This window comes from Actinomadura sp. NPDC048021, from assembly GCF_040653135.1.
Lineage (GTDB): Bacteria > Actinomycetota > Actinomycetes > Streptosporangiales > Streptosporangiaceae > Spirillospora > Spirillospora verrucosospora.
This window is the reverse complement of the sequence record NZ_JBEZJQ010000015.1, coordinates 1-18787: the sequence shown is the minus strand read 5'-3', so window position 1 is coordinate 18787 and position 18787 is coordinate 1. Positions and strand designations below refer to the sequence as shown.

Genomic DNA, 18787 nt, shown 5'->3' with positions numbered 1-18787 from the left:
AAGTGCAAAGCGAGGAGAAGAGCCGTGCTCGTCGCGGCGCCGCATCGCTTCGTCTCGCCTGGCGGCGCGCCGCGCGTTCAGGTTCTCGCCTCGCTCGAACCTGGCGTCGCACGGGATCGCGGGGCCCGGGTCGTCGACGGCCGGGGCGCCTCTGCTGCATTGTGACCCACGTTCCCACTTTTGGGGAAGTCGTGGAGCAGCTTTTGCGTCCCGGCCGTCTCGCGTTCTGGGAGTTTCGCGTCCTACAGGACGAAGGCGACCACCAGCACGACGATGATCACCACGGCCGCGACGGCGCCGCCGACCATCAGGAGCGTGTTCTTGCTGCCCTTGCTCTCTTCGCCGCCGTAGGTGGACGGCTGGCCGTACTGCCCCTGCTGACCGTACTGCTGGGGCTGACCGTGCTGGCCTTGCTGACCGTACTGCTGCTGACCGAACTGCTGGCCCTGCTGCTGGCCCTGCTCGCCGCCGGGCTGGCCGAACTGCTGCTGACCATAGCCCTGCTGTTCGCCATAGCCCTGCTGCTGGCCGTACTGCTGCTGCCCGTATTGCTGGCCCTGCTGCTGGCCCTGCTCGCCGTACTGCTGCTGACCGTAGCCCTGCTGCTCGCCGCCCTGGCCGTAGCCCTGCTGCTGCTGGCCGTAGCCCGGCTGCTGCGCCTGCTGCTGGCCCCACTGCTGCTGGCCCATGTCAAGCCGGGTGTGCTCGGCCATGCCGGGCGACTCGGCGGCGTGGCGCCCCTGGGAGGCGGCGGACGGGTCGAACGCCTCGGTCGGGCGCGCGTCCTCCACGTTGCCCTCACCGGGCGGACGGTACAGGTCGTCCACCGAGGGACCGGTCTGCTGCGCCCCGGCGCCGTAGCCGGACTCAGGCGGCGGAACCATCATCGTCCGCTCGTGGTCGGCCTGCCCCTGCTGCCCGCCGGGCTGGGACGACTCCGGCGACCACGGCTCGGGCGTGGACGGAGGCGTCGGGGCCTGCCACGGCTCGGCCGGAGGCTCCTGCCTGCGCTCGGGGCCGGTGGCGACGGGGATGTCGGTGCCGGGCGACCAGTGCAGCGTCGCCTGGTCGTCCACCACCGGGCGCTGCGGCTGCTGCGGCTGCTCGGGCGCACCGCCGGCCGGACCCGGGACGATCAGCGTCCGCTCTCCCCCGCCGTCCTGCGGCTGCGCGGGCCGCGGCGGCTGCTCGCCGTACTGGGGCTGGCCGTACTGCGGCTGCTGGTCCTGGGGCGCGCCGTGCATCGGCTGCTGCGGGTACCCGGACTGCTGCTGCGGAGGCTGCGGAGGCTGCTGCCCGTACGGCTGCTCGGGTTGTTGCCCCCACGGGGACTGTTCCGGCTGCTGCCCGTACTGCTGCTGCGGCTGCTCGTACTGCTGCGGCTGCCCGTACTGGGGCTGCTGCTCCTGCGGGGGCGGGTATCCGCCCGGCCCGGGAGGCGTGCCGTAGGGCATCTGCGGCTGCTGCCCGTACTGGGGCTGCTGCTCCTGCGGTGCGCCGTAGGGAGGCGGGGGCGGGGGCTGCTCGCCGAACTGCTGCATCGGCTGTTCGACCATCGTGGGGGGCGGCGGGGCGGGCGCCTGCCGCTCCTCATCGCGAGGCTGCGCCGGCTGTGCCGGGGGCCGGCCGCCCAACTGCGGAGCACCGAACACCACGGTGCGGTCACCCAGCGGCCGGGCGGGGGGCTCCTGGCCCTCCGGCGGCCTGGGGTGTCCCTCGTCCTCAGGCATCGGCCGCTGCGGACCCTGCGTGCCGTCGTTCTCGGTCATCGTCGGGCTCCTTCAGCGCCGTCGTCCCGGGGCTCCTCAGCTCCCGGAAGTCCGGAGACGCGCGGCGCATAACGCGGCCTCCGAACCTTGTCACCCATGTCCCCACCTGGCGGGCTTGCCATGCGTGGGCGTTCTCGCCACCAGCCTGCCCCGATCGCCGGTGGTATCGCAAATCACCACCCCTGATAGACGCGGGACGCCTCCGGAGCGTTCCGCCCCGGAGGCGACCTCCGCCGTGAACGTCAGGAATGCCCGATAACGCGATGGGGCCGGTACGGGGCCTGCATCCGGTCGATCTCCGCGTCCTCCAGCCGCAGGTCCGCCGCGGCGATCGCGTCGTCCATGTGCGTGAGCTTCGTCGCTCCCACGATCGGCGCGGTCACCCCCGGCTTGGCGAGCAGCCACGCGAGCGCCGCCTGCGCCGCCGGGACGCCCCGCTCCGCCGCGACCCCGCGCACGGCGTCCACGACGTCGAAGTCCGATTCCTCGTACAGGCTGTCGCCGTAGGAGTCGTTCTGGGACCGGACGGTCTTGCGCTCGCCGCCCCTCTCCCGGTTGCCCGCGAGCATCCCCCGCGCGAGCGGGCTCCACGGGATGACGCCCACCCCTTGGTCGAGACAGAGCGGAATCATCTCCCGCTCCTCTTCTCTGTAGACAAGGTTGTAGTGGTTCTGCATGGCCACGAATTTCGTCCAGCCGTGTTTGTCGGCGACGTGCTGCGCCTTGGCGAACTGCCAGGCGAACATGCTGGACGCCCCGATGTAGCGGGCCTTGCCCGACTTCACGACGTCGTGCAGTGCCTCCATGGTCTCCTCGATGGGCGTCCCGTAATCCCAGCGGTGGATCTGGTACAGGTCGACATAGTCGGTGCCGAGACGCGTGAGGGACGCGTCGATGCTCGCCATGACGTGCTTGCGCGACAGTCCCCGGTCGTTCGGGCCGTCTCCCATGGGGAGGCACACCTTGGTCGCCAGCACGTAGTCGTCCCTGCGAGGGAAGAACTTCGGCAGAAGCCGTCCGGTCACCTGCTCACTGACACCCATCGAGTACACGTCGGCGGTGTCGAAGAACGTGACGCCGCCGTCCACGGCCCGCCGGACGATCGGCTCCGCCGCGTCCTCGTCCAGGGCCCACGGCCGCACCGCCGGGTCGCCGTAGCTCATCATGCCGAGGCAGATCCGCGAGACCTTCATCCCGGTCTTCCCGAGCCGCACCTGTTCCATGACCTGTCTCCTCTCAACGTTCTCCACGGTGCCCCGCCACCCCAAGGATCACCAACCCGACTCCGGCGATCTCCGCCGGTCCGGGGACCTGCCGCAGCACCACGAGCCCGGTCACGGTCGCGGTCGCGGGGAGCAGCGACACCATCAGCGCGTAGGTGGCGCGGCCGAGACGCGCCATCGCGAGTTGGTCGCACACGTACGGGATGACGGACGAGGAGACCCCGACGCCGATCCCCGCGGCGAGCGCGACGGGATCGCCCAGCACCGGCACGGCCTGCACACCGCCGATGGGAAGGACGACCACGCTCGCGGCCACCATCGCCATCGCCAACCCGTCGATGCCCCCGGCGTCGGACCGCGCGGCCTTGTGGGCGACGACGATGTACACAGCGAACAGTGCGGCGTTGGCGAACGCGAAGACGAACCCGAGCGGCTCTCCTTCGATCCGGACCTCCGTCAGGACGTACACGCCTCCGACGGCCGCGCCGAGCGCGACGACGTTGCGCCCTGTCCTCACCCCTAGAGCGGCCAGGAGGATGACGGGCAGGAACTCGATCGCCGCCACCGTCGCCAGGGGCAATCGTGCGATCGCCAAATAGAAGGACGCGTTCATCGCCGCGAGCACAACGCCCCACAGCAGGACCGTCCGCCGGCTCCTGCCTTTGGACTTCCGCCATAGCCTGCGCCAGATTACGAAGACGGCGGCGGCGCTCCAGATTCGTATCCCTGCCACGCCCAGGGGCCCGACACGGGGGAACAGCAGCACGGCGAACGACGGCCCCAGGTAGTGGAAGACCGCACTCCCGACAAAGTACGACCAGGGCGGAAACGGCATGGTCGTATCGTCGGGCTGTCCGTACGTTGGGGGAATGGCGAACCGAAGGGGCCGACCGGGTCGCGCCTACGAACCCAAGCCGTTCGATCCGACCGACCTACAGATCCTCACCGAGCTGCAAAGGGACGGCCGAGCGTCCATCGCCGAGCTGGGCCGCCGCGTCGGGCTGTCCGCCCCGGCCGTCGCCGAGCGCGTCCAGCGCCTGGAGGACACCGGCGTCATCACCGGCTACCACGCCACCGTCGATCCGGTCACGCTCGGCTTCCCGATCGCGGTCCTGGTCCGGGTGAGCCCGAGCCCGCGCGAGCTGAGCCGCATCCCCAAGATCGCCGACGAGGTCCCGCAGATCGTCGAGTGCCACCGCATCACGGGCGACGACTGCTTCTACTTCATCGCGCACCTGCGCGCCGTCGAGGAGCTGGAACCGATCCTCGACCGCTTCACCCCGTACGCGAAGACCACGACGTCGATCCTCCAGTCGTCCCCGGTCCCCCGCCGCCCGCTGCCCCTCGCCTGACGCCCGCTAGGGATCCCCTGCCAGAGGCAGTGGGCGGGTCCCCGAGCGCGGTGAGGGACGCGGCTCATAAAATCCCCGGGCCTCCGCATCACATCCGCGGAGGGCCGCCGTCGCAGCGCCGAGGTCGCCGCGACACCTCGCAACGAAGAGAAGGGACACGGCAAGATGGAATTCCAGCGCTTGTCACAGGCAGCCGCCCTTGAGGTGGTGGCCGGTACCGATATCGACCCGTCCGAAGCGGCCCAGGCGATCAGCCGGGTCGACCAGTACGGCCGCGACGCCGTCATCAGCGCGATGGCGGCGGGCGCCACTGGTGACGAGGCCGTCGACGCTCTGGAACGGGGAGTCGACATGGGTCGATACACCCAGCAGGTCGGGTACGGGCGTCCGCACGAGGAGGCCATCCTCCGGAGCCTTACCTGATCCGGAGGAGGCCGAGAAGATGGCGACCGCAGAAGCGATCGTCGTGAGTTCCGCCTTCTGAGACCCCGGCAACCGTTCACCCCTGCCGGCCTCCGTACGCACTGTGCGGGGGCCGGACTGCCCACCCGGGGCAGAATGGCCCCTCGCGCACGCGAGGGGCCACCTGGTATGGGGCCGTCACCGGAGTGATGGCGGCCTGGTGTGGATCACAGCGCGGACGTCACGCCGTCGGCCACTTGCCCGACTGCTTGACGGTCACACCCTCCACCTTGTACTTCTTGTGGTCCTCCGCGTCCGGCACCACCACCACCTTGTACACCGCGTCCTGCGGCGTGATGTTGGCCTCCGAACCGAAGAACCCGGTCGCGAAGCGCTCGATCTCGGACTCGACCTCAACGATGTTGCCGCCGCGGACGGACGGAAGGTCGACCCGGCGTTCGACGGTGTTCGGCCGGTCGGGCCAGTCACGCCGGACGGTCACTCCCTCGACCGCGTACAGCTTGGAGTGGCTGAACCCTTCGTTCGTCAGCTTCGCGTGGTACTGGTCGGGGAACGCCAGCTCGGCGTCCGGGCCGAAGAACTCACGCGCCAGTCGTTCGATCTCCGCTTCGATCTCGGCGGCGTTGTCGCCGGTCACGCGGGTGATCTGAAGGGCGGGTTGCGGGTAGCTCATGAGAGCTCCTATGGGAAGGGGCGACGCGGCCGTAGAGACGGCGCCGCCCGATTTCGTTTGCTTCTCGCAGTGGGAACAGCCCGGTCAGTCCGAAGTTCCACTAGCGGACGTCCACGTGGGTTCGGGGTTCCGCCTGCTCAGCGCAGATTCCTCGCAGCTCGCCTACATCCGGTTGACGGCTAAGCCGTCTTCGGACGCGCTGCCCTGGTCCGCGGCCGGGTGGCAGGCGGAAAAACAAATAGGCGCAACCGGGGGGCGGGGTTCGGGATAGAGGGGGTGTCAGCACTCCCCCCGGACACGGAGACCGCACTCCATGAAGAGACGCCTATGGCCATGGTGAGCCATGCCAGGGACGAGCTGGACGATTCGCGGATCGTCGCCGCCTCCCTGGAGGACCCCGAAGCGTTCGGCGAGCTGTTCCGCCGCCACTCGCCGCGGCTCCACGCCTACGTCAGGCGGCGCCTCGGCGGGTCCCTCGCCGACGACGTGGTGGCGGAGGCCTTCGCGACCGCGTTCCGGCGGCGCGACAGGTACGACGGGCGCGCGGAGTTCGGCGCCTGGTTGTGGGGCATCGCGAGCAACCTGATCGCCAAGCACCACCGCCACGAGACCCGCATGTACCGGGCGTTCGCCCGGACCGGCGCCGACCCCGCGGAGGACGGCGTCGCCGACAGGGCGAGCGAGCGCGCCTCCGCGGCGGCGTGCGGCCCCGGCCTGGCGCGGGCGCTGGCGTCGCTGGGCGCGCAGGACCGCAACGCCGTCCTGCTGCTGGCGTGGGGCGAGATGTCCTACGCCGAGATCGCGGTGACGCTCGGCCTGCCGGTCGGCACCGTCAAGGCCAAGATCCACCGAAGCCGGGCCAAGCTGCGCAAGGCCCTCTCCGAGGAGTGACCATGGATGAAATCGACGCCCTGCGGCAGATGCGGACGGGGCTCGCCGTGGAGGAGGCCCCGGAGCTGCTCGCCCGGCGCATCGACTGGCGGGCCGGCGGAGCGCCTTCCCGGCCTCGGCGCCGTCTCCGGATCCAGCTGGTGAGCGTGGCGGCGACGGCCGCCGTGGCCGCCGGGACGGTCGCCGCCGTCGTCTCCACGGGGGACGGCGACCCGGACGGCGCCCCCCGCGTGGAGAGCACCGTCCCCCTGAAGGGCAATGCGCTGCTGGTCGCCGCCACCAACGCGTTGAAGGCGCCCACCGGCAGGTACTGGCACACCAGAACCGTCATGGGGGACATCTACGCGGTCGGCAAGAGCGCCGCGGACCACTACAAGGTGGACTCCAGGCAGGGGAACGAGGCCTGGTTCGGCCCGGACGGCAAAGGGCGCAGCACCCACATCGAGTTCGCCGACGTCCCGGTCACCGCCCAGGACAAGCGGAAGTGGGAGGTGGCGGGGTCTCTCAAGATGGTCCCCGTCCCGGACCCGGAAGGCACGGGGCAGACCGTGTTCCTCGACATGGCGTCCGAGGGAGGGCCGCCGAACTGGATGCCGGCCGACGACGACTTCGACGGCATGACCATGAAGCAGCTCACCGAGCTGCCCACGGAGCCGGAGGCGCTGAAGGAGGCCCTGCTCGGGCTCAGGGGGCACTGGCACGCCGTTTCCAAGAACGGCGAGAAGGCGGAGCCGATCCGCGCCTTGCGGGGGCAGGAGCGTGTGCGAGCTCTGAGCGACGTCGCCGGGGACCTGCTGTCCACCGCGCCGGCGCCGCCCAAGGTGCGCGCGGCGGTGTTCCGGATGCTCGCCGACCTGCCCGGAGTCAGGCCTGAGGGCCGGACGACCGACCCGCTCGGCCGCACCGGAACGGTGGTGTCGCTGCCGCTGACGACCACCGCGCCGCTCGGCCTGTTCACCGCCCCCAAGCAGCTCGGCACCTACCGGCGCCAGTTCATCGTCGACCCCGCCACCGGTTCCCTTCTGGCCATCCGCGACCTCGTGGCGAAGCCGCCCCACGGCAGCCGGCCGCTGCCGCCGGGTGACGACGGCCGGCCGCGCGCGCTGGAGGCGAAGGACATGCCCGACCGGTTCCACAAGCCCGGCGAGGTCGCCGCCTACCGGGCCTTCGAAGTCGCCGGATGGACCGACGCGCGTCCCCCGCGCTGACCCGGCCTGACGCCAAGGGGCCCGCTCCGTCCGGAGCGGGCCCCTTTCGCGGGTGGCGCCCTACGCGAAGGCGGAGCACTCCACGGTGGCGCGGCGTTCGGTCATGCCCTGCTGGACCGACGAGGTCACGCACGCGCGCTGCTTGTCGTTCAGCTTGGGCTGGCCGCACTCCTTGACGCTGGAGTAGGTGCGGCAGTCCTGGCGCGTGTTCTGGCCCCCCGGATCGGACGCCTGGGCGGCGGCCGCGCCGCCCACTCCCCCGATCCCGACCACAGCGGCGATCAGTGCCCCGGTCATGACCCTCTTCATGTGCTCTCTCCCCCGTCGCGTACTTCGAGCAACGACCGCCTTCATCCCCACCGCCAAAAACCCCAAAACCCGCCAAAGGATCAAGAAAACGACGTCCACCTTCCCGCCATCCTCCGGGCAACTTCCCAGGTCATCGGGTGAACTCGGCGCGGACGCCCAGCAGCCGCACCGGACGCCGCCCGGTGAACCGGTCGAGCGCGGCGAGGGCGGCCTCCCGGATCCGGTCCGGCTCGCCCGACGGCGCCTCCAGCGTCCGGCCGTGGGTGCGGGTGGTGAACGGCACGTACCGGACCTTGACGACGACGCGGGCGACGTCCCTGCCGTCCGCGGCCGCGTCTCCCGCGACCCTCCGCGCCAGCCGGACGACCTCGCGCCGCACGTCCTCCCAGTCGTCCAGATCGCGCTGGAAGGTGGTCTCGCGGCCGCACGAGCGCGGGACGTACGGGGCGTCGCTCACCGGGGAGCCGTCCCGCCCCTGGGCGAGCCGCACCAGCCACGGCCCGGTCGCGGGACCGACCTCCCTGGCCAGGGCATCGGGATCCGCGGCCGCGAGATCGCCCACCGTGGCGATGCCGAGCCCCTTCAACCGCTTGGCCGTCTTGGCCCCGATGCCCCACAGCGCGTCGGTCGGCCGGTCACCGAGCACCTCGAACCAGGTCTCCCCGGTGAGCCGGAAGACTCCGGCGGGTTTGCCGAAGCCGGTCGCCAGCTTCGCCTGGAGCTTGTTCTCCCCGATGCCCACGGTGCATTCGAGCCCCGTCGCCGCCCGCACCCGGTCGCGGATCTCCCGTGCCAGGTCCTCCGGGTCGTCGCCGTCGAGGGCCAGGAACGCCTCGTCCCACCCCAGCACCTCCACCACGACGCCGAGGCCGCGCAGCGTGGCCATGACCTGTGCCGAGACGGACTCGTAGAGCTCCCTGTCGACGGGCAGGAACACGGCGTCCGGGCATCGCCGCACCGCCGTGCGCAGGGGCAGTCCGGAATGGACGCCGTACTCGCGCGCCTCGTATGAGGCCGTGCTGACCACGCCGCGCTTGGCCGGATCGCCGTCCCCTCCGACGACGACCGGCCGCCCGCGGAGCTCCGGGTGCCGGAGCACCTCGACGGCGGCGATGAACTGGTCCAAGTCCACATGCAGGACCCACCGACCCACACCCCCATTGTCCCGCACCGGACCGAAGGCGCTCCTTCGGCCGGGCGTCGCGCTCCTAGCCGCCTTCCGCGGGGAAGAGCCATTCCAGTGCGGCGAGGGACTTGTCGAGGTATTCGCGGTGCCCGGTCTGGAGTCCGTAGGCCATGTCCTCCAGCACGCCGCACCTGGCGTAGAAGCCCGCGCGCGCCGTGATGTCTTCGACGTCGGCCCGGTATCCGCTCAGGGCCCGGTCAAGGGCCTCGGGTCCGAGGTCTCGGTAGAGCAGGCCGAAGTCACGGGCCGGATCGGTGATCGCGGCGTCGCTCCAGTCGATGACCCCGGTCACGGTCCACGCGTCCGGGTCGACGAGGACGTGTTCGATCCCCAGGTCGTTGTGGGAGAACACCAGCTCACGCGGGGCGGCCGGAGGCAGGGCGCCGAGAAACGCCTCCACGGCGGGACGGTGCGCGGGCGGCACCACCACCTGGGAGATCGAGGCGTAGATCTGCGCGGACTCCTCCGCCCACACCGCCATCGGCGCGTCGTCGGTCTCCACCAGGCCCGCCATCTCGGCGACCGGAACCGCGTGCAGCGCGCCGAGGAACTCCCCGAGCGCGACGGCGACGGAGCCGCCGTGGCCCGATCGCCGCGCCGGATCGGCATCGATCAGGGGGAGACCGGGGAGCTTGAAGTAGGCCAGGCAGCCCTGCTCGGCGACGGTGAAGCTCGGCTCGGGCACCGGTATGGGCGACACGTCCGCGACGGCGGCGAGCAGGCGGGCCTCGTCGCGGACCACCGCGGCCCGGCTCGCGGGGTCGGGCTCCTTGCTGAAACGGACGATCAGCTCGTCGTTGACCTGGAAGGCGATGTTGTCCTCGCCCTCTCCCAGCAGCACCACGGAGTGGATGTCGTAGCCGGGCATCTGCGCCGCCACCACGTCCCGGACGTCCGCGGCCCGGCCGCTCCCCTGCGTCACCATGTGCCTACGCCCGCCCCGCCCTCGATCCTCGTCACCCTTCGACGCTATCGCCTGAGATCAGCCACCAGACGAAACACCGGCCGTTTCGCCGACGGTTTCCGGCCGGGTCCGGGATCCTTTCATCGAACGACTTACGGAGGCGGCCGCATGAGCACACCGCACCATCCCGCCGGTGGCGCCCGGCCCTGGCCCACCGACAAACTGAACGCGCTGCGCCTCGGCCGGCGGCTGGTCACCGAGGTTCCCGTCACCCGAACCGGCCGGCGGGCCTTCGTCGACATCACCCCGCTCAGCACCCTGGCCGACGCCCAAGCCCGGCGAGAAGGCTGGAGACAAGCCGCCCACGGCCGCACCTTCCGGTTGCAGCACTGGGACTATGACGCCGAGCGCATCGCCGGCTTCGACTACGACATCGGAGCCGTTCTGGTCAAAGCCACGACGGTCGCCGGTGAAGGTGAGCTGACCGCGACGCTCGAAGCGTGGCAACTGCACCCTGACCAGTTCCTGTATCCCTGGGAGACCGACGACCCGAAGTAGCCGCAGGACGTCGCGCGTTCGACGGGCCGGCTGTTGCGGGCCGACGCAGATTCATGCTTCGCGGACGAAAGTGGCGCAGTCCGGGCAGTCGTCGAGGTAGCGGTGCCGGCACTCGACGGTGTGCCGCAGAAAGGTGATCGCCTGCTGTCGGTGGGCGACCTCGCTCTCGAGTGCGCCGATCTTCGCCTTCACGACCGCCTGTGCCGCCGACCGCGTCGGCGCCATCGCGGCGGTGACCTCGGGCAGCGAGAGCCCGACCCGCCGCAGTTTCAGCACCGTGCGCGCCTGCTCCAGAGCACTGTCGTCGTAGACGCGGTAGCCGTTGCCGTCGCGACGCACGGTGAGCGCTCCGGCGTCTTCCCAGTGCCGCAGCACGTGGGCCTCGACCCCGAGTTCGGCGGCCGCTTCCCCGATCTTCATCACCACGCGCGCCTTGCCTTCATGTCGACCTGAACCCCTAGCGTCTCGATCATGCCTGACAGCACCCCTAAAGCGGGCCCCCGCCCCCCTTCATCGATCCTGGTCACCGGCGCGGCCGGCAATCTCGGCCGGGAGGTCGTCACCCGTCTCCAGGCGCATGGCGGGCACGTCCGGAGCCTTGTGCGCCGTCCGATTGGTCCGCGTGCCGGAGTGGAGTCCGTGGTCGGCGACCTCACGGATCCCGCCGTTGTCCGCGAGGCGCTCGTGGGCGTCGACGCCGTCTTCCTCATCTGGCCGCTGCTCGATCCCGTCCCCGCCCACGACCTGGTCGCGGAGCTCGCTGCGGCAGGACCCCGTGTCGTCTACCTGTCCACGACCGCCATAGACGACGGATCCGCTCGCCAGAGTGATCCCATCGCCCAGGTGCACATGGACATGGAAGGCCTGCTCCACGAAGCCGGCCTGCACCCGGTGGTGCTGCGCAGCGACACGCTGGCCTCCAACACACGTGGCTGGGCGCCGCAGTTGCGGGCGGGCGACGTGGTCTCAGGCCTGGACATCGCGCGCACAGCCGTCGTGGACGAGCGCGACGTCGCTGATGCGGCCGTAACCGTACTGCTCGCGCGCCATGACCGGCTAGACCAGGCGTTGCACGTGCTGACCGGCCCCGAGGTCCTCAGCCGCGCCGACCAGGTCGCTCACCTCGGTGCTGCTCTCGGACGGCCGCTGCGCTTCCAGGCGCTGCCCGCCGATCTGGCGCGATCGAAAATGCTCGCGGACGGTCGTCCCGAGCCGCTGGTCGACGCGCTGATCGCTGCCTCGGTGCGGCGGCCTGAGTCGAACCGCGTCACCGATCACGTCGAGCGCCTGACCGGCCGGCCGGCGGGCGCCTTCGCGAAGTGGGCGCTGGACCACGTCGCCGACTTCGGGTGAGTGGCCGCTCCGGTCAGACTTCCCAGAGGGCGAGGACGGCGGTGACGTGGTCGACGGCTTCCCGGCAGAACCGTGGCATGCACTCCCGGAGCGGCTCGACGATCGCATCGGGAACGGTCCCGGTCCACGGCCGGACGGGCGTCTCTCCGCCGGTCAGGGGCGGAGGACGATCTTGCCGTGCGTGTGGCGCCGTTCCAGTTCGCGGAAGGCGTCCCGCACCTGGGCCAGCGGGTAGACGTTGGCGATCGTCACTTCCAGCTCTCCCCGTGCGGCGAGGCGGGCCAGCTCGCCGAGGACGGCCGCGCACGCCGCCGTGCTCTCTCCGGCGGTCTGCGCGCCGACCCTGGCCGCGGTCCCCCAGTCGCGGATCGTGTTGATCCGCTCGGGCCGCACGCCCAGCTCCACCGCCAGGTCGACGTAGCCGGTGCCGAACGTGTCGATGAACGCGTCGACCGTCCCGCCGGAGGCCTGCTCGATCCGCTCGGCCACGCCGTCCCCGTACTCGACCGGGATGACGCCGTGCTCCTTCAGCCAGGCGTGGTTCGGCTCGCTCGCCAGCCCGATCACCGTGGCGCCGCGCCGCCGCGCGAGCTGCACGGCGAGGGACCCGACGCCGCCCGCCGCGCCGGAGACCACGACCGTGTCGGACGGTCCGGGGTCGACCGCGAACACGCAGGCGTACGCGGTCGCGCCCGCCACCTGCAACGATCCGGCCACCTCCCAGGACAGCCCCGCCGGGCGCGGCGTCAGCCGGACGTCGTCGACCGCGACGAACTCCGCGTGGCTCGCCCTGTCGTGGGTGAAGCCGAGGACCTCGTCGCCCACCGCGAACCCGCGCACCTCCGGCCCGAGCTCCACGATGACACCGGCCAGGTCGGTGCCCTGCCCGGAGGGGAACGTCGCGGGCCAGCGCGCGTGCAGCCCGCCCTCCCGGATATGCGTCTCGCCGGGCTGGATCCCCGCCGCGCGGACCTCCACCAGCACCTGCCCGGGACCGGGCACCGGACGCTCCACATCCTCCACCCGCAGGACGTCGATCCCGCCGTACTCGTGGAACCGCACCGCCTTCATCGCGTGATCACCGCTCTTCCTCGTCCGTCGCGGCCTTCGCTGGCCGCGCTTCCGAGCCTGCCCTGTTTCCCGCAGCGGAGGAACGGACCGTTCTCCCTAGGATCGCCAGTCCGAGGATGCCCGGGACGCACCACGGCGGGCCAGCCGATTCTCCGCGGCGGCCGTCGCGCTGGTCGTGGCGGCCGGCCGGTCGGCGTGACTCCTGCGCCGTCCAGCCTCGGCGCCTCCCTCCGTGGCCGCGACGGCCGCCTGGACGACGGCGGGCGCGTCTCCCCTGCTCGTCCTCGTGGCGCTGGTCGGGCCGGGACGGCTGCGTCCGCTGCTGACCTGGGTCCCCGACGCCCTCCATCGCCCCCTGCGCCGCCGCGGCGGCCGGGGCCGCACTGCCGGTCCTCCGCCTCGTCCTCGCCGTCCGCGCACGCCGCAGGAGCCCGTAACGGAGCGGCCAACGCGATGGGAAAAGGGCAAGACCCCGTCACAGTAGAAGCGGGCCCGGCATCGCCGGACCCGCTTCACGTCAACGGTGATCAGCTCACCGCTGCTGCTCCTGGGCGTGTTGCCTCCGCGCCTCCGTGCGCAGGTCGTTCGCGACGGCGTCGACGGAGGTGCCCGGGCTGACCGAGACGATCAGCTCCCTGGAGTGGATGCCTTCGACGACCTCGCCGCTGACCTCCAGGTCCACTGTCCGGCCGGTGGCGACGGCCGTCTCCAGCGCCTCGTAAGCGGCGGCCCGGGGGTCGCTGCTCTGGGACGTTACGCGTTCGCGCATTACGTCTCCTTCTGGGGTGTTTCAATTGGCTCCCGCAAGCGGGACTTCACACGGGAGACCGTCCCAGGGGAGGTGGACGACGCCAGTCGGCGCGGGGCCACTGCCAGCAAGGACTGCCTGGATGTGGAAGTCACCCCGGCGGAAACGGGCGAGGCCCCTTCCGGAGATTCCGGAAGGGGCCTCGCCTTTGCGCTGCTTCGGTGCGCGTCAGCCGCCTCAGCGGTTGTACTGACCGAAGTCGTACTCCTCCAGCGGGACGGCCTCGCCGGAGCCCTGCCCGAAGGCGTACTCGGCGCCGTCGTCGTAGGAGCCGACGGAGTACACCGCCGCCTTCGCCTCCTCGGTCGGCTCGACCCGGACGTTGCGGTACTGCGGCATGCCGGTACCGGCCGGGATGAGCTTGCCGATGATGACGTTCTCCTTGAGGCCGAGCAGCGGGTCGCTCTTGGCGTGCATCGCGGCCTCGGTGAGCACCCGGGTCGTCTCCTGGAAGGACGCCGCCGACAGCCACGACTCGGTCGCGAGCGAGGCCTTGGTGATGCCCATCAGGACGGGGCGGCCGGCGGCGGGGACCCCGCCCTCGGCCACGACGTTCCGGTTCGTCTCCTCGAAGATCGGCCGCTCGACCAGGTCACCCGGGAGCAGGTCGGTGTCGCCCGACTCCAGGATGTTCACCCGCTTCAGCATCTGGCGGACGATGATCTCGATGTGCTTGTCGTGGATCGACACGCCCTGCGACCGGTACACCTCCTGCACCTCCTGGACGAGGTGGAGCTGCACGGCGCGGGGACCGAGGATGCGCAGCACCTCGTGCGGGTTGATCGCACCCGCGATGAGCTGCTGGCCGACGCCCACGGCCTCGCCCTCCTTGACCAGGAGGCGGGACCGCATCGGCACCGGGTAGGCGATCTCGTCGGAGCCGTCGTCCGGGACGATGACGACCTTGCGGGCCTTCTCCGTCTCGTCGATCTTGACGCGGCCGGCGACCTCGCTGATCGGGGCCACACCCTTGGGGATGCGGGCCTCGAACAGCTCCTGGACACGCGGCAGACCGTGCGTGATGTCGCCGCCCGCCACACCGCCGGTGTGGAAGGTGCGCATCGTCAGCTGCGTGCCGGGCTCGCCGATGGACTGCGCGGCGATGATGCCGACGGCCTCGCCGACGTCCACGCGCTTGCCGGTGGCCAGCGAGCGGCCGTAGCAGGCGGCGCAGACACCGATCTTGGCCTCGCAGACCAGGGCGCTGCGGGTGCGGACCTTCTCCACGCCCGCCTCGACCAGGCGCGTCACGACCGCGTCGGACAGGTCGGTGTCGGCGGGGAAGATGACCGTCCCGTCGACGACGACGTCCTCGGCGATGGTGCGGCCGACCAGGCTCGTCTCCGAGGTGGCGAGCTTGACCAGGGTGCCGTCCTGCAGCCGGTCGGCGACCTCGAAGGGGATCGTGCGGTCGGTGCCGCAGTCCTCCTCGCGGACGATGACGTCCTGCGCGACGTCCACCAGGCGCCGGGTCAGGTAACCCGAGTCGGCGGTGCGCAGCGCGGTGTCGGCCAGGCCCTTGCGGGCGCCGTGCGTCGAGATGAAGTACTCGACGACCGACAGGCCCTCGCGGAAGGACGACTTGATCGGACGCGGGATGGTCTCGCCCTTGGGGTTGGAGACCAGGCCGCGCATACCGGCGATCTGGCGGAGCTGCAGCGGGTTGCCTCGGGCGCCCGACTGGATCATCATCCAGATCGGGTTGGCCTTCGGGAACGCCTTCTCCATGTCCACCGCGACGTCCGCGGTGGCCTTGTTCCAGATCTCGATGAGCTCCTGCTTGCGCTCGTCGTCGGTGATCAGGCCGCGGTTGAACTCCCGCTGCACCTTCTCGGCGCGCGCCTCGTAGCCGCCCAGGATCTCCGCCTTGTTGGGCGGCGTGATGACGTCGTCGATCGCGATCGTGACGCCGGACCTGGTCGCCCAGTGGAACCCGGTGCTCTTCAGCGCGTCCAGCGCGTTGGCGACGGCCACCTTCGGGTAGGTCTCCGCCAGCTCGTTGACGATCGCCGAGAGCTGCTTCTTGCCGATCTCGTCGTCCACGAACGGGAAGTCGTCCGGCAGCGTCTCGTTGAACATCGCGCGGCCGAGCGTCGTCTCCAGCCGGTAGGGCCGGCCGGGCTCGTAGCCCTCGGGCGCCTTCCAGCCGCGCGGCGGCGGGACGTCCTTGAGCCGGATCTGGATCCGGGCCTGCAGGTCCAGCTCGTGCCGGTCGTAGGCCATGATGGCCTCGCCGATCGAGCCGAACGCGCGACCCTCGCCGACCGCGCCGTCCTTCTGCGTCGTCAGCCAGTACAGGCCGATGACCATGTCCTGGGTGGGCATGGTGACGGGCTTGCCGTCCGACGGCTTCAGGATGTTGTTGGTCGACAGCATCAGGATCCGCGCCTCGGCCTGCGCCTCGGCGGACAGCGGCAGGTGCACCGCCATCTGGTCGCCGTCGAAGTCCGCGTTGAACGCGGTGCAGACCAGCGGGTGGATCTGGATGGCCTTGCCCTCGACCAGCTGCGGCTCGAACGCCTGGATGCCGAGCCGGTGCAGGGTCGGCGCCCGGTTCAGCAGCACCGGGTGCTCGGTGATGACCTCTTCCAGCACGTCCCACACGACCGGGCGGGCCCGCTCGACCATCCGCTTGGCGGACTTGATGTTCTGCGCGTGGTTGAGGTCGACCAGCCGCTTCATGACGAACGGCTTGAACAGCTCCAGCGCCATCTGCTTGGGCAGGCCGCACTGGTGCAGCTTCAGCTGCGGGCCGACGACGATGACCGAACGGCCGGAGTAGTCGACGCGCTTGCCCAGCAGGTTCTGCCGGAACCGGCCCTGCTTGCCCTTGAGCATGTCGGACAGCGACTTCAGCGGACGGTTGCCCGGCCCGGTGACCGGGCGGCCGCGGCGGCCGTTGTCGAACAGCGCGTCGACGGCCTCCTGCAGCATCCGCTTCTCGTTGTTGACGATGATCTCGGGAGCGCCCAGGTCGAGCAGGCGCTTGAGCCGGTTGTTGCGGTTGATCACCCGGCGGTACAGGTCGTTCAGGTCGGACGTGGCGAACCGGCCGCCGTCCAGCTGGACCATGGGACGCAGGTCCGGCGGGATGACCGGGATGCAGTCCAGCACCATGCCGAGCGGGCTGTTGCGGGTGTTGAGGAACGCCGAGACGACCTTCAGCCGCTTGAGGGCGCGGGCCTTCTTCTGGCCCTTGCCGGTGCGGATGATGTCGCGCAGCTTCTCGGCCTCGGCGTCGAGGTCGAAGTTCTGCAGCCGCGCCTGGATGGCCGCGGCGCCCATGCCGCCCTCGAAGTACTTGCCGAAGCGGTCGCGCATCTCGCGGTAGAGCAGCTCGTCGCCCTCCAGGTCCTGGACCTTGAGGTTCTTGAAGCGGCTCCAGACCTCGTCGAGGCGGTCGAGTTCGCGCTGCGCGCGGTCGCGCAGCTGCTTCATCTCCCGCTCGGCGCCGTCGCGCACCTTGCGCTTCTGGTCGGCCTTCGCGCCGGCCTCCTCCAGCTCCGCCAGGTCGCCCTCCAGCTTCTGCTGGCGGGCCTCGACCTGCGCGTCGCGGGCCTGCTCGATCTGCTGGCGCTCCACGGAGATGTGGGCCTCCAGCGTCGGCAGGTCGCGGTCGCGCCGCTCGGCGTCCACGCTGGTGATCATGTAGGCCGCGAAGTAGATGATCTTTTCGAGATCCTTCGGAGCCAGGTCCAGCAGGTAGCCGAGCCGGGACGGGACGCCCTTGAAGTACCAGATGTGCGTGACGGGCGCGGCCAGCTCGATGTGGCCCATCCGCTCACGGCGCACCTTGGCGCGAGTCACCTCGACGCCGCAGCGCTCACAGATGATGCCCTTGAACCGGACGCGCTTGTACTTGCCGCAGTAGCACTCCCAGTCGCGGGTAGGACCGAAGATCTTCTCGCAGAAGAGCCCGTCCTTCTCCGGCTTGAGGGTCCGGTAGTTGATCGTCTCCGGCTTCTTCACCTCGCCGTGCGACCACTGGCGGATGTCGTCGGCGGTCGCCAGACCGATGCGAAGCTCGTCGAAGAAGTTGACGTCAAGCAACTGTTTTCCCCTTGAGTTCTCAGACCTCGTCGACGCTCATCGCGCCCTCGTTCGGACGGCGGGAGAGGTCGATGCCGAGCTCCTCCGCGGCGCGGAAGACGTCCTCGTCGGTGTCGCGCATCTCGATGGACATGCCGTCGCTGGAGAGCACCTCGACGTTGAGGCACAGCGACTGCATCTCCTTGATGAGCACCTTGAAGGACTCGGGAATGCCGGGCTCGGGGATGTTCTCGCCCTTGACGATGGCCTCGTAGACCTTCACACGGCCGAGGACGTCGTCGGACTTGATGGTCAGCAGCTCCTGGAGGGCGTAGGCGGCGCCGTAGGCCTCCAGTGCCCAGACCTCCATCTCACCGAAGCGCTGGCCGCCGAACTGGGCCTTACCGCCGAGCGGCTGCTGGGTGATCATGGAGTACGGGCCGGTCGAGCGCGCGTGGATCTTGTCGTCGACCAGGTGGAGCAGCTTGAGGATGTAGATGTAGCCGACCGAGATCGGGTCCTTGTAGGGCTCGCCGGTCCGGCCGTCGAACAGCCGCGCCTTGCCGCCCGGGCCGACCATCCGCTGGCCGTCGCGGTTCGGGAGCGTGCTCTCGATCAGACCGGTGACGTCGTCCTCGCGGGCGCCGTCGAACACCGGAGTGGCGGTGTTCGTCCAGGCCGGAGCCTCGTCGGCGCCGATGGCCCTGAGGGCCTGCTTCCACTCGGCGTCGTCGCCCTCGACCTTCCAGCCGCGGGAGGCGACCCAGCCGAGGTGGGTCTCCAGGACCTGTCCGACGTTCATGCGGCCGGGCACGCCCAGGGGGTTCAGGACGATGTCGACGGGGGTGCCGTCCTCCAGGAACGGCATGTCCTCCACCGGCAGCACCTTGGAGATGACGCCCTTGTTGCCGTGCCGGCCCGCGAGCTTGTCCCCGTCGGTGATCTTGCGCTTCTGCGCCACGTACACCCGGACCAGCTCGTTCACGCCGGGCGGGAGCTCGTCGCCGTCGTCGCGGGAGAACACCCGAAC

The 18787-nt window shown here is 70.7% G+C and carries 17 protein-coding genes and 1 pseudogene; 6 read left to right on the top strand and 12 right to left on the bottom strand.

All coding sequences use genetic code 11. The annotated features are described in order from the left end of the window. Nucleotides 1–242 precede the first annotated feature (242 nt). The 3 genes from AB0C87_RS24255 to AB0C87_RS24245 form a co-directional block, all read right to left on the bottom strand. Nucleotides 243–1769: a hypothetical protein gene (locus AB0C87_RS24255; protein ID WP_360579604.1), complete on the bottom strand. Its 1527-nt coding sequence runs from the start codon at nucleotides 1767–1769 to the stop codon at nucleotides 243–245. Between the two features lie 242 nt (nucleotides 1770–2011). Continuing rightward, nucleotides 2012–2992 (bottom strand): aldo/keto reductase, encoded by a 981-nt coding sequence (locus tag AB0C87_RS24250; RefSeq protein WP_345186968.1) that lies wholly within the window; start codon nucleotides 2990–2992, stop codon nucleotides 2012–2014. A 13-nt stretch (nucleotides 2993–3005) separates the two neighbouring features. Further along, nucleotides 3006–3827 (bottom strand): EamA family transporter, encoded by an 822-nt coding sequence (locus AB0C87_RS24245; RefSeq protein ID WP_360579602.1) that lies wholly within the window; start codon nucleotides 3825–3827, stop codon nucleotides 3006–3008. A gap of 34 nt (nucleotides 3828–3861) precedes the next feature. On the opposite strand from AB0C87_RS24245, the gene AB0C87_RS24240 reads away from it, so the two are divergent. Both AB0C87_RS24240 and AB0C87_RS24235 read left to right on the top strand, forming a co-directional pair. Beyond that, complete coding sequence (locus AB0C87_RS24240) at nucleotides 3862–4344, top strand: Lrp/AsnC family transcriptional regulator (protein WP_360579600.1); 483 nt, start codon at nucleotides 3862–3864, stop codon at nucleotides 4342–4344. Between the two features lie 165 nt (nucleotides 4345–4509). After that, nucleotides 4510–4767 carry a hypothetical protein gene (locus tag AB0C87_RS24235; protein ID WP_360579598.1) on the top strand — a complete coding sequence of 86 codons (258 nt, stop codon included), beginning with the start codon at nucleotides 4510–4512 and terminating at the stop codon, nucleotides 4765–4767. 220 nt (nucleotides 4768–4987) lie between these two features. Here the strand turns inward: AB0C87_RS24235 and AB0C87_RS24230 are convergent, their stop codons facing one another. Then, nucleotides 4988–5440, bottom strand: a complete 453-nt coding sequence (locus tag AB0C87_RS24230) for a hypothetical protein (protein WP_360579596.1) — start codon at nucleotides 5438–5440, stop codon at nucleotides 4988–4990. A 327-nt stretch (nucleotides 5441–5767) separates the two neighbouring features. Here AB0C87_RS24230 and AB0C87_RS24225 point away from each other — a divergent pair, with 327 nt between their 5' ends. Both AB0C87_RS24225 and AB0C87_RS24220 read left to right on the top strand, forming a co-directional pair. Next, a complete protein-coding gene (locus tag AB0C87_RS24225) occupies nucleotides 5768–6331 on the top strand; it encodes a sigma-70 family RNA polymerase sigma factor (RefSeq protein ID WP_345186980.1) in 564 nt (187 codons plus the stop codon). 2 nt (nucleotides 6332–6333) lie between these two features. Then, the gene (locus AB0C87_RS24220) at nucleotides 6334–7539 is read left to right on the top strand and encodes a CU044_5270 family protein (RefSeq protein ID WP_360579594.1); all 1206 of its coding nucleotides are present in this window, start codon (nucleotides 6334–6336) and stop codon (nucleotides 7537–7539) included. Between the two features lie 60 nt (nucleotides 7540–7599). Here AB0C87_RS24220 and AB0C87_RS24215 read toward each other — a convergent pair whose 3' ends face one another. The 3 genes from AB0C87_RS24215 to AB0C87_RS24205 form a co-directional block, all read right to left on the bottom strand. After that, a complete protein-coding gene (locus AB0C87_RS24215) occupies nucleotides 7600–7848 on the bottom strand; it encodes a hypothetical protein (protein WP_345186986.1) in 249 nt (82 codons plus the stop codon). Between the two features lie 130 nt (nucleotides 7849–7978). Continuing rightward, nucleotides 7979–9001, bottom strand: a complete 1023-nt coding sequence (locus AB0C87_RS24210; protein WP_360579592.1) for a DNA polymerase IV — start codon at nucleotides 8999–9001, stop codon at nucleotides 7979–7981. Between the two features lie 55 nt (nucleotides 9002–9056). Next, complete coding sequence (locus tag AB0C87_RS24205) at nucleotides 9057–9959, bottom strand: phosphotransferase (protein WP_360579590.1); 903 nt, start codon at nucleotides 9957–9959, stop codon at nucleotides 9057–9059. Between the two features lie 147 nt (nucleotides 9960–10106). Here AB0C87_RS24205 and AB0C87_RS24200 point away from each other — a divergent pair, with 147 nt between their 5' ends. After that, nucleotides 10107–10496 carry a hypothetical protein gene (locus tag AB0C87_RS24200; protein ID WP_353834815.1) on the top strand — a complete coding sequence of 130 codons (390 nt, stop codon included), beginning with the start codon at nucleotides 10107–10109 and terminating at the stop codon, nucleotides 10494–10496. Between the two features lie 51 nt (nucleotides 10497–10547). Here the strand turns inward: AB0C87_RS24200 and AB0C87_RS24195 are convergent, their stop codons facing one another. Beyond that, nucleotides 10548–10916 carry a MerR family transcriptional regulator gene (locus AB0C87_RS24195; RefSeq protein ID WP_353834819.1) on the bottom strand — a complete coding sequence of 123 codons (369 nt, stop codon included), beginning with the start codon at nucleotides 10914–10916 and terminating at the stop codon, nucleotides 10548–10550. Between the two features lie 51 nt (nucleotides 10917–10967). Here AB0C87_RS24195 and AB0C87_RS24190 point away from each other — a divergent pair, with 51 nt between their 5' ends. Continuing rightward, entirely contained in the window at nucleotides 10968–11849 is an 882-nt protein-coding gene (locus AB0C87_RS24190) for an NAD(P)H-binding protein (protein ID WP_360579588.1), read from the top strand. Between the two features lie 153 nt (nucleotides 11850–12002). Here the strand turns inward: AB0C87_RS24190 and AB0C87_RS24185 are convergent, their stop codons facing one another. From AB0C87_RS24185 to AB0C87_RS24170, 4 genes and pseudogenes are all read right to left on the bottom strand, one after another. Beyond that, a complete protein-coding gene (locus tag AB0C87_RS24185; RefSeq protein WP_345187002.1) occupies nucleotides 12003–12920 on the bottom strand; it encodes an NADP-dependent oxidoreductase in 918 nt (305 codons plus the stop codon). Nucleotides 12921–13452: 532 nt separating this feature from the next. Continuing rightward, nucleotides 13453–13689 carry a hypothetical protein gene (locus AB0C87_RS24180; protein WP_345187005.1) on the bottom strand — a complete coding sequence of 79 codons (237 nt, stop codon included), beginning with the start codon at nucleotides 13687–13689 and terminating at the stop codon, nucleotides 13453–13455. A 216-nt stretch (nucleotides 13690–13905) separates the two neighbouring features. Beyond that, entirely contained in the window at nucleotides 13906–17778 is a 3873-nt protein-coding gene (locus AB0C87_RS24175; RefSeq protein ID WP_345187007.1) for a DNA-directed RNA polymerase subunit beta', read from the bottom strand. A gap of 19 nt (nucleotides 17779–17797) precedes the next feature. Continuing rightward, a pseudogene (locus AB0C87_RS24170) lies at nucleotides 17798–18787 on the bottom strand (DNA-directed RNA polymerase subunit beta); the annotation flags it as partial.

Coding starts and splice junctions, on each gene's coding strand:
- AB0C87_RS24200 (WP_353834815.1), top strand. CDS start 10,107: ATGAGCACACCGCACCATCCCGCCGGTGGCGCCCGGCCCTGGCCCACC.
- AB0C87_RS24225 (WP_345186980.1), top strand. CDS start 5,768: ATGGCCATGGTGAGCCATGCCAGGGACGAGCTGGACGATTCGCGGATC.
- AB0C87_RS24220 (WP_360579594.1), top strand. CDS start 6,334: ATGGATGAAATCGACGCCCTGCGGCAGATGCGGACGGGGCTCGCCGTG.
- AB0C87_RS24245 (WP_360579602.1), bottom strand. CDS start 3,827: ATGCCGTTTCCGCCCTGGTCGTACTTTGTCGGGAGTGCGGTCTTCCAC.
- AB0C87_RS24250 (WP_345186968.1), bottom strand. CDS start 2,992: ATGGAACAGGTGCGGCTCGGGAAGACCGGGATGAAGGTCTCGCGGATC.
- AB0C87_RS24215 (WP_345186986.1), bottom strand. CDS start 7,848: ATGAAGAGGGTCATGACCGGGGCACTGATCGCCGCTGTGGTCGGGATC.
- AB0C87_RS24240 (WP_360579600.1), top strand. CDS start 3,862: ATGGCGAACCGAAGGGGCCGACCGGGTCGCGCCTACGAACCCAAGCCG.
- AB0C87_RS24195 (WP_353834819.1), bottom strand. CDS start 10,916: ATGAAGATCGGGGAAGCGGCCGCCGAACTCGGGGTCGAGGCCCACGTG.
- AB0C87_RS24230 (WP_360579596.1), bottom strand. CDS start 5,440: ATGAGCTACCCGCAACCCGCCCTTCAGATCACCCGCGTGACCGGCGAC.
- AB0C87_RS24235 (WP_360579598.1), top strand. CDS start 4,510: ATGGAATTCCAGCGCTTGTCACAGGCAGCCGCCCTTGAGGTGGTGGCC.
- AB0C87_RS24205 (WP_360579590.1), bottom strand. CDS start 9,959: ATGGTGACGCAGGGGAGCGGCCGGGCCGCGGACGTCCGGGACGTGGTG.
- AB0C87_RS24180 (WP_345187005.1), bottom strand. CDS start 13,689: ATGCGCGAACGCGTAACGTCCCAGAGCAGCGACCCCCGGGCCGCCGCT.
- AB0C87_RS24190 (WP_360579588.1), top strand. CDS start 10,968: ATGCCTGACAGCACCCCTAAAGCGGGCCCCCGCCCCCCTTCATCGATC.
- AB0C87_RS24185 (WP_345187002.1), bottom strand. CDS start 12,920: ATGAAGGCGGTGCGGTTCCACGAGTACGGCGGGATCGACGTCCTGCGG.
- AB0C87_RS24255 (WP_360579604.1), bottom strand. CDS start 1,769: ATGACCGAGAACGACGGCACGCAGGGTCCGCAGCGGCCGATGCCTGAG.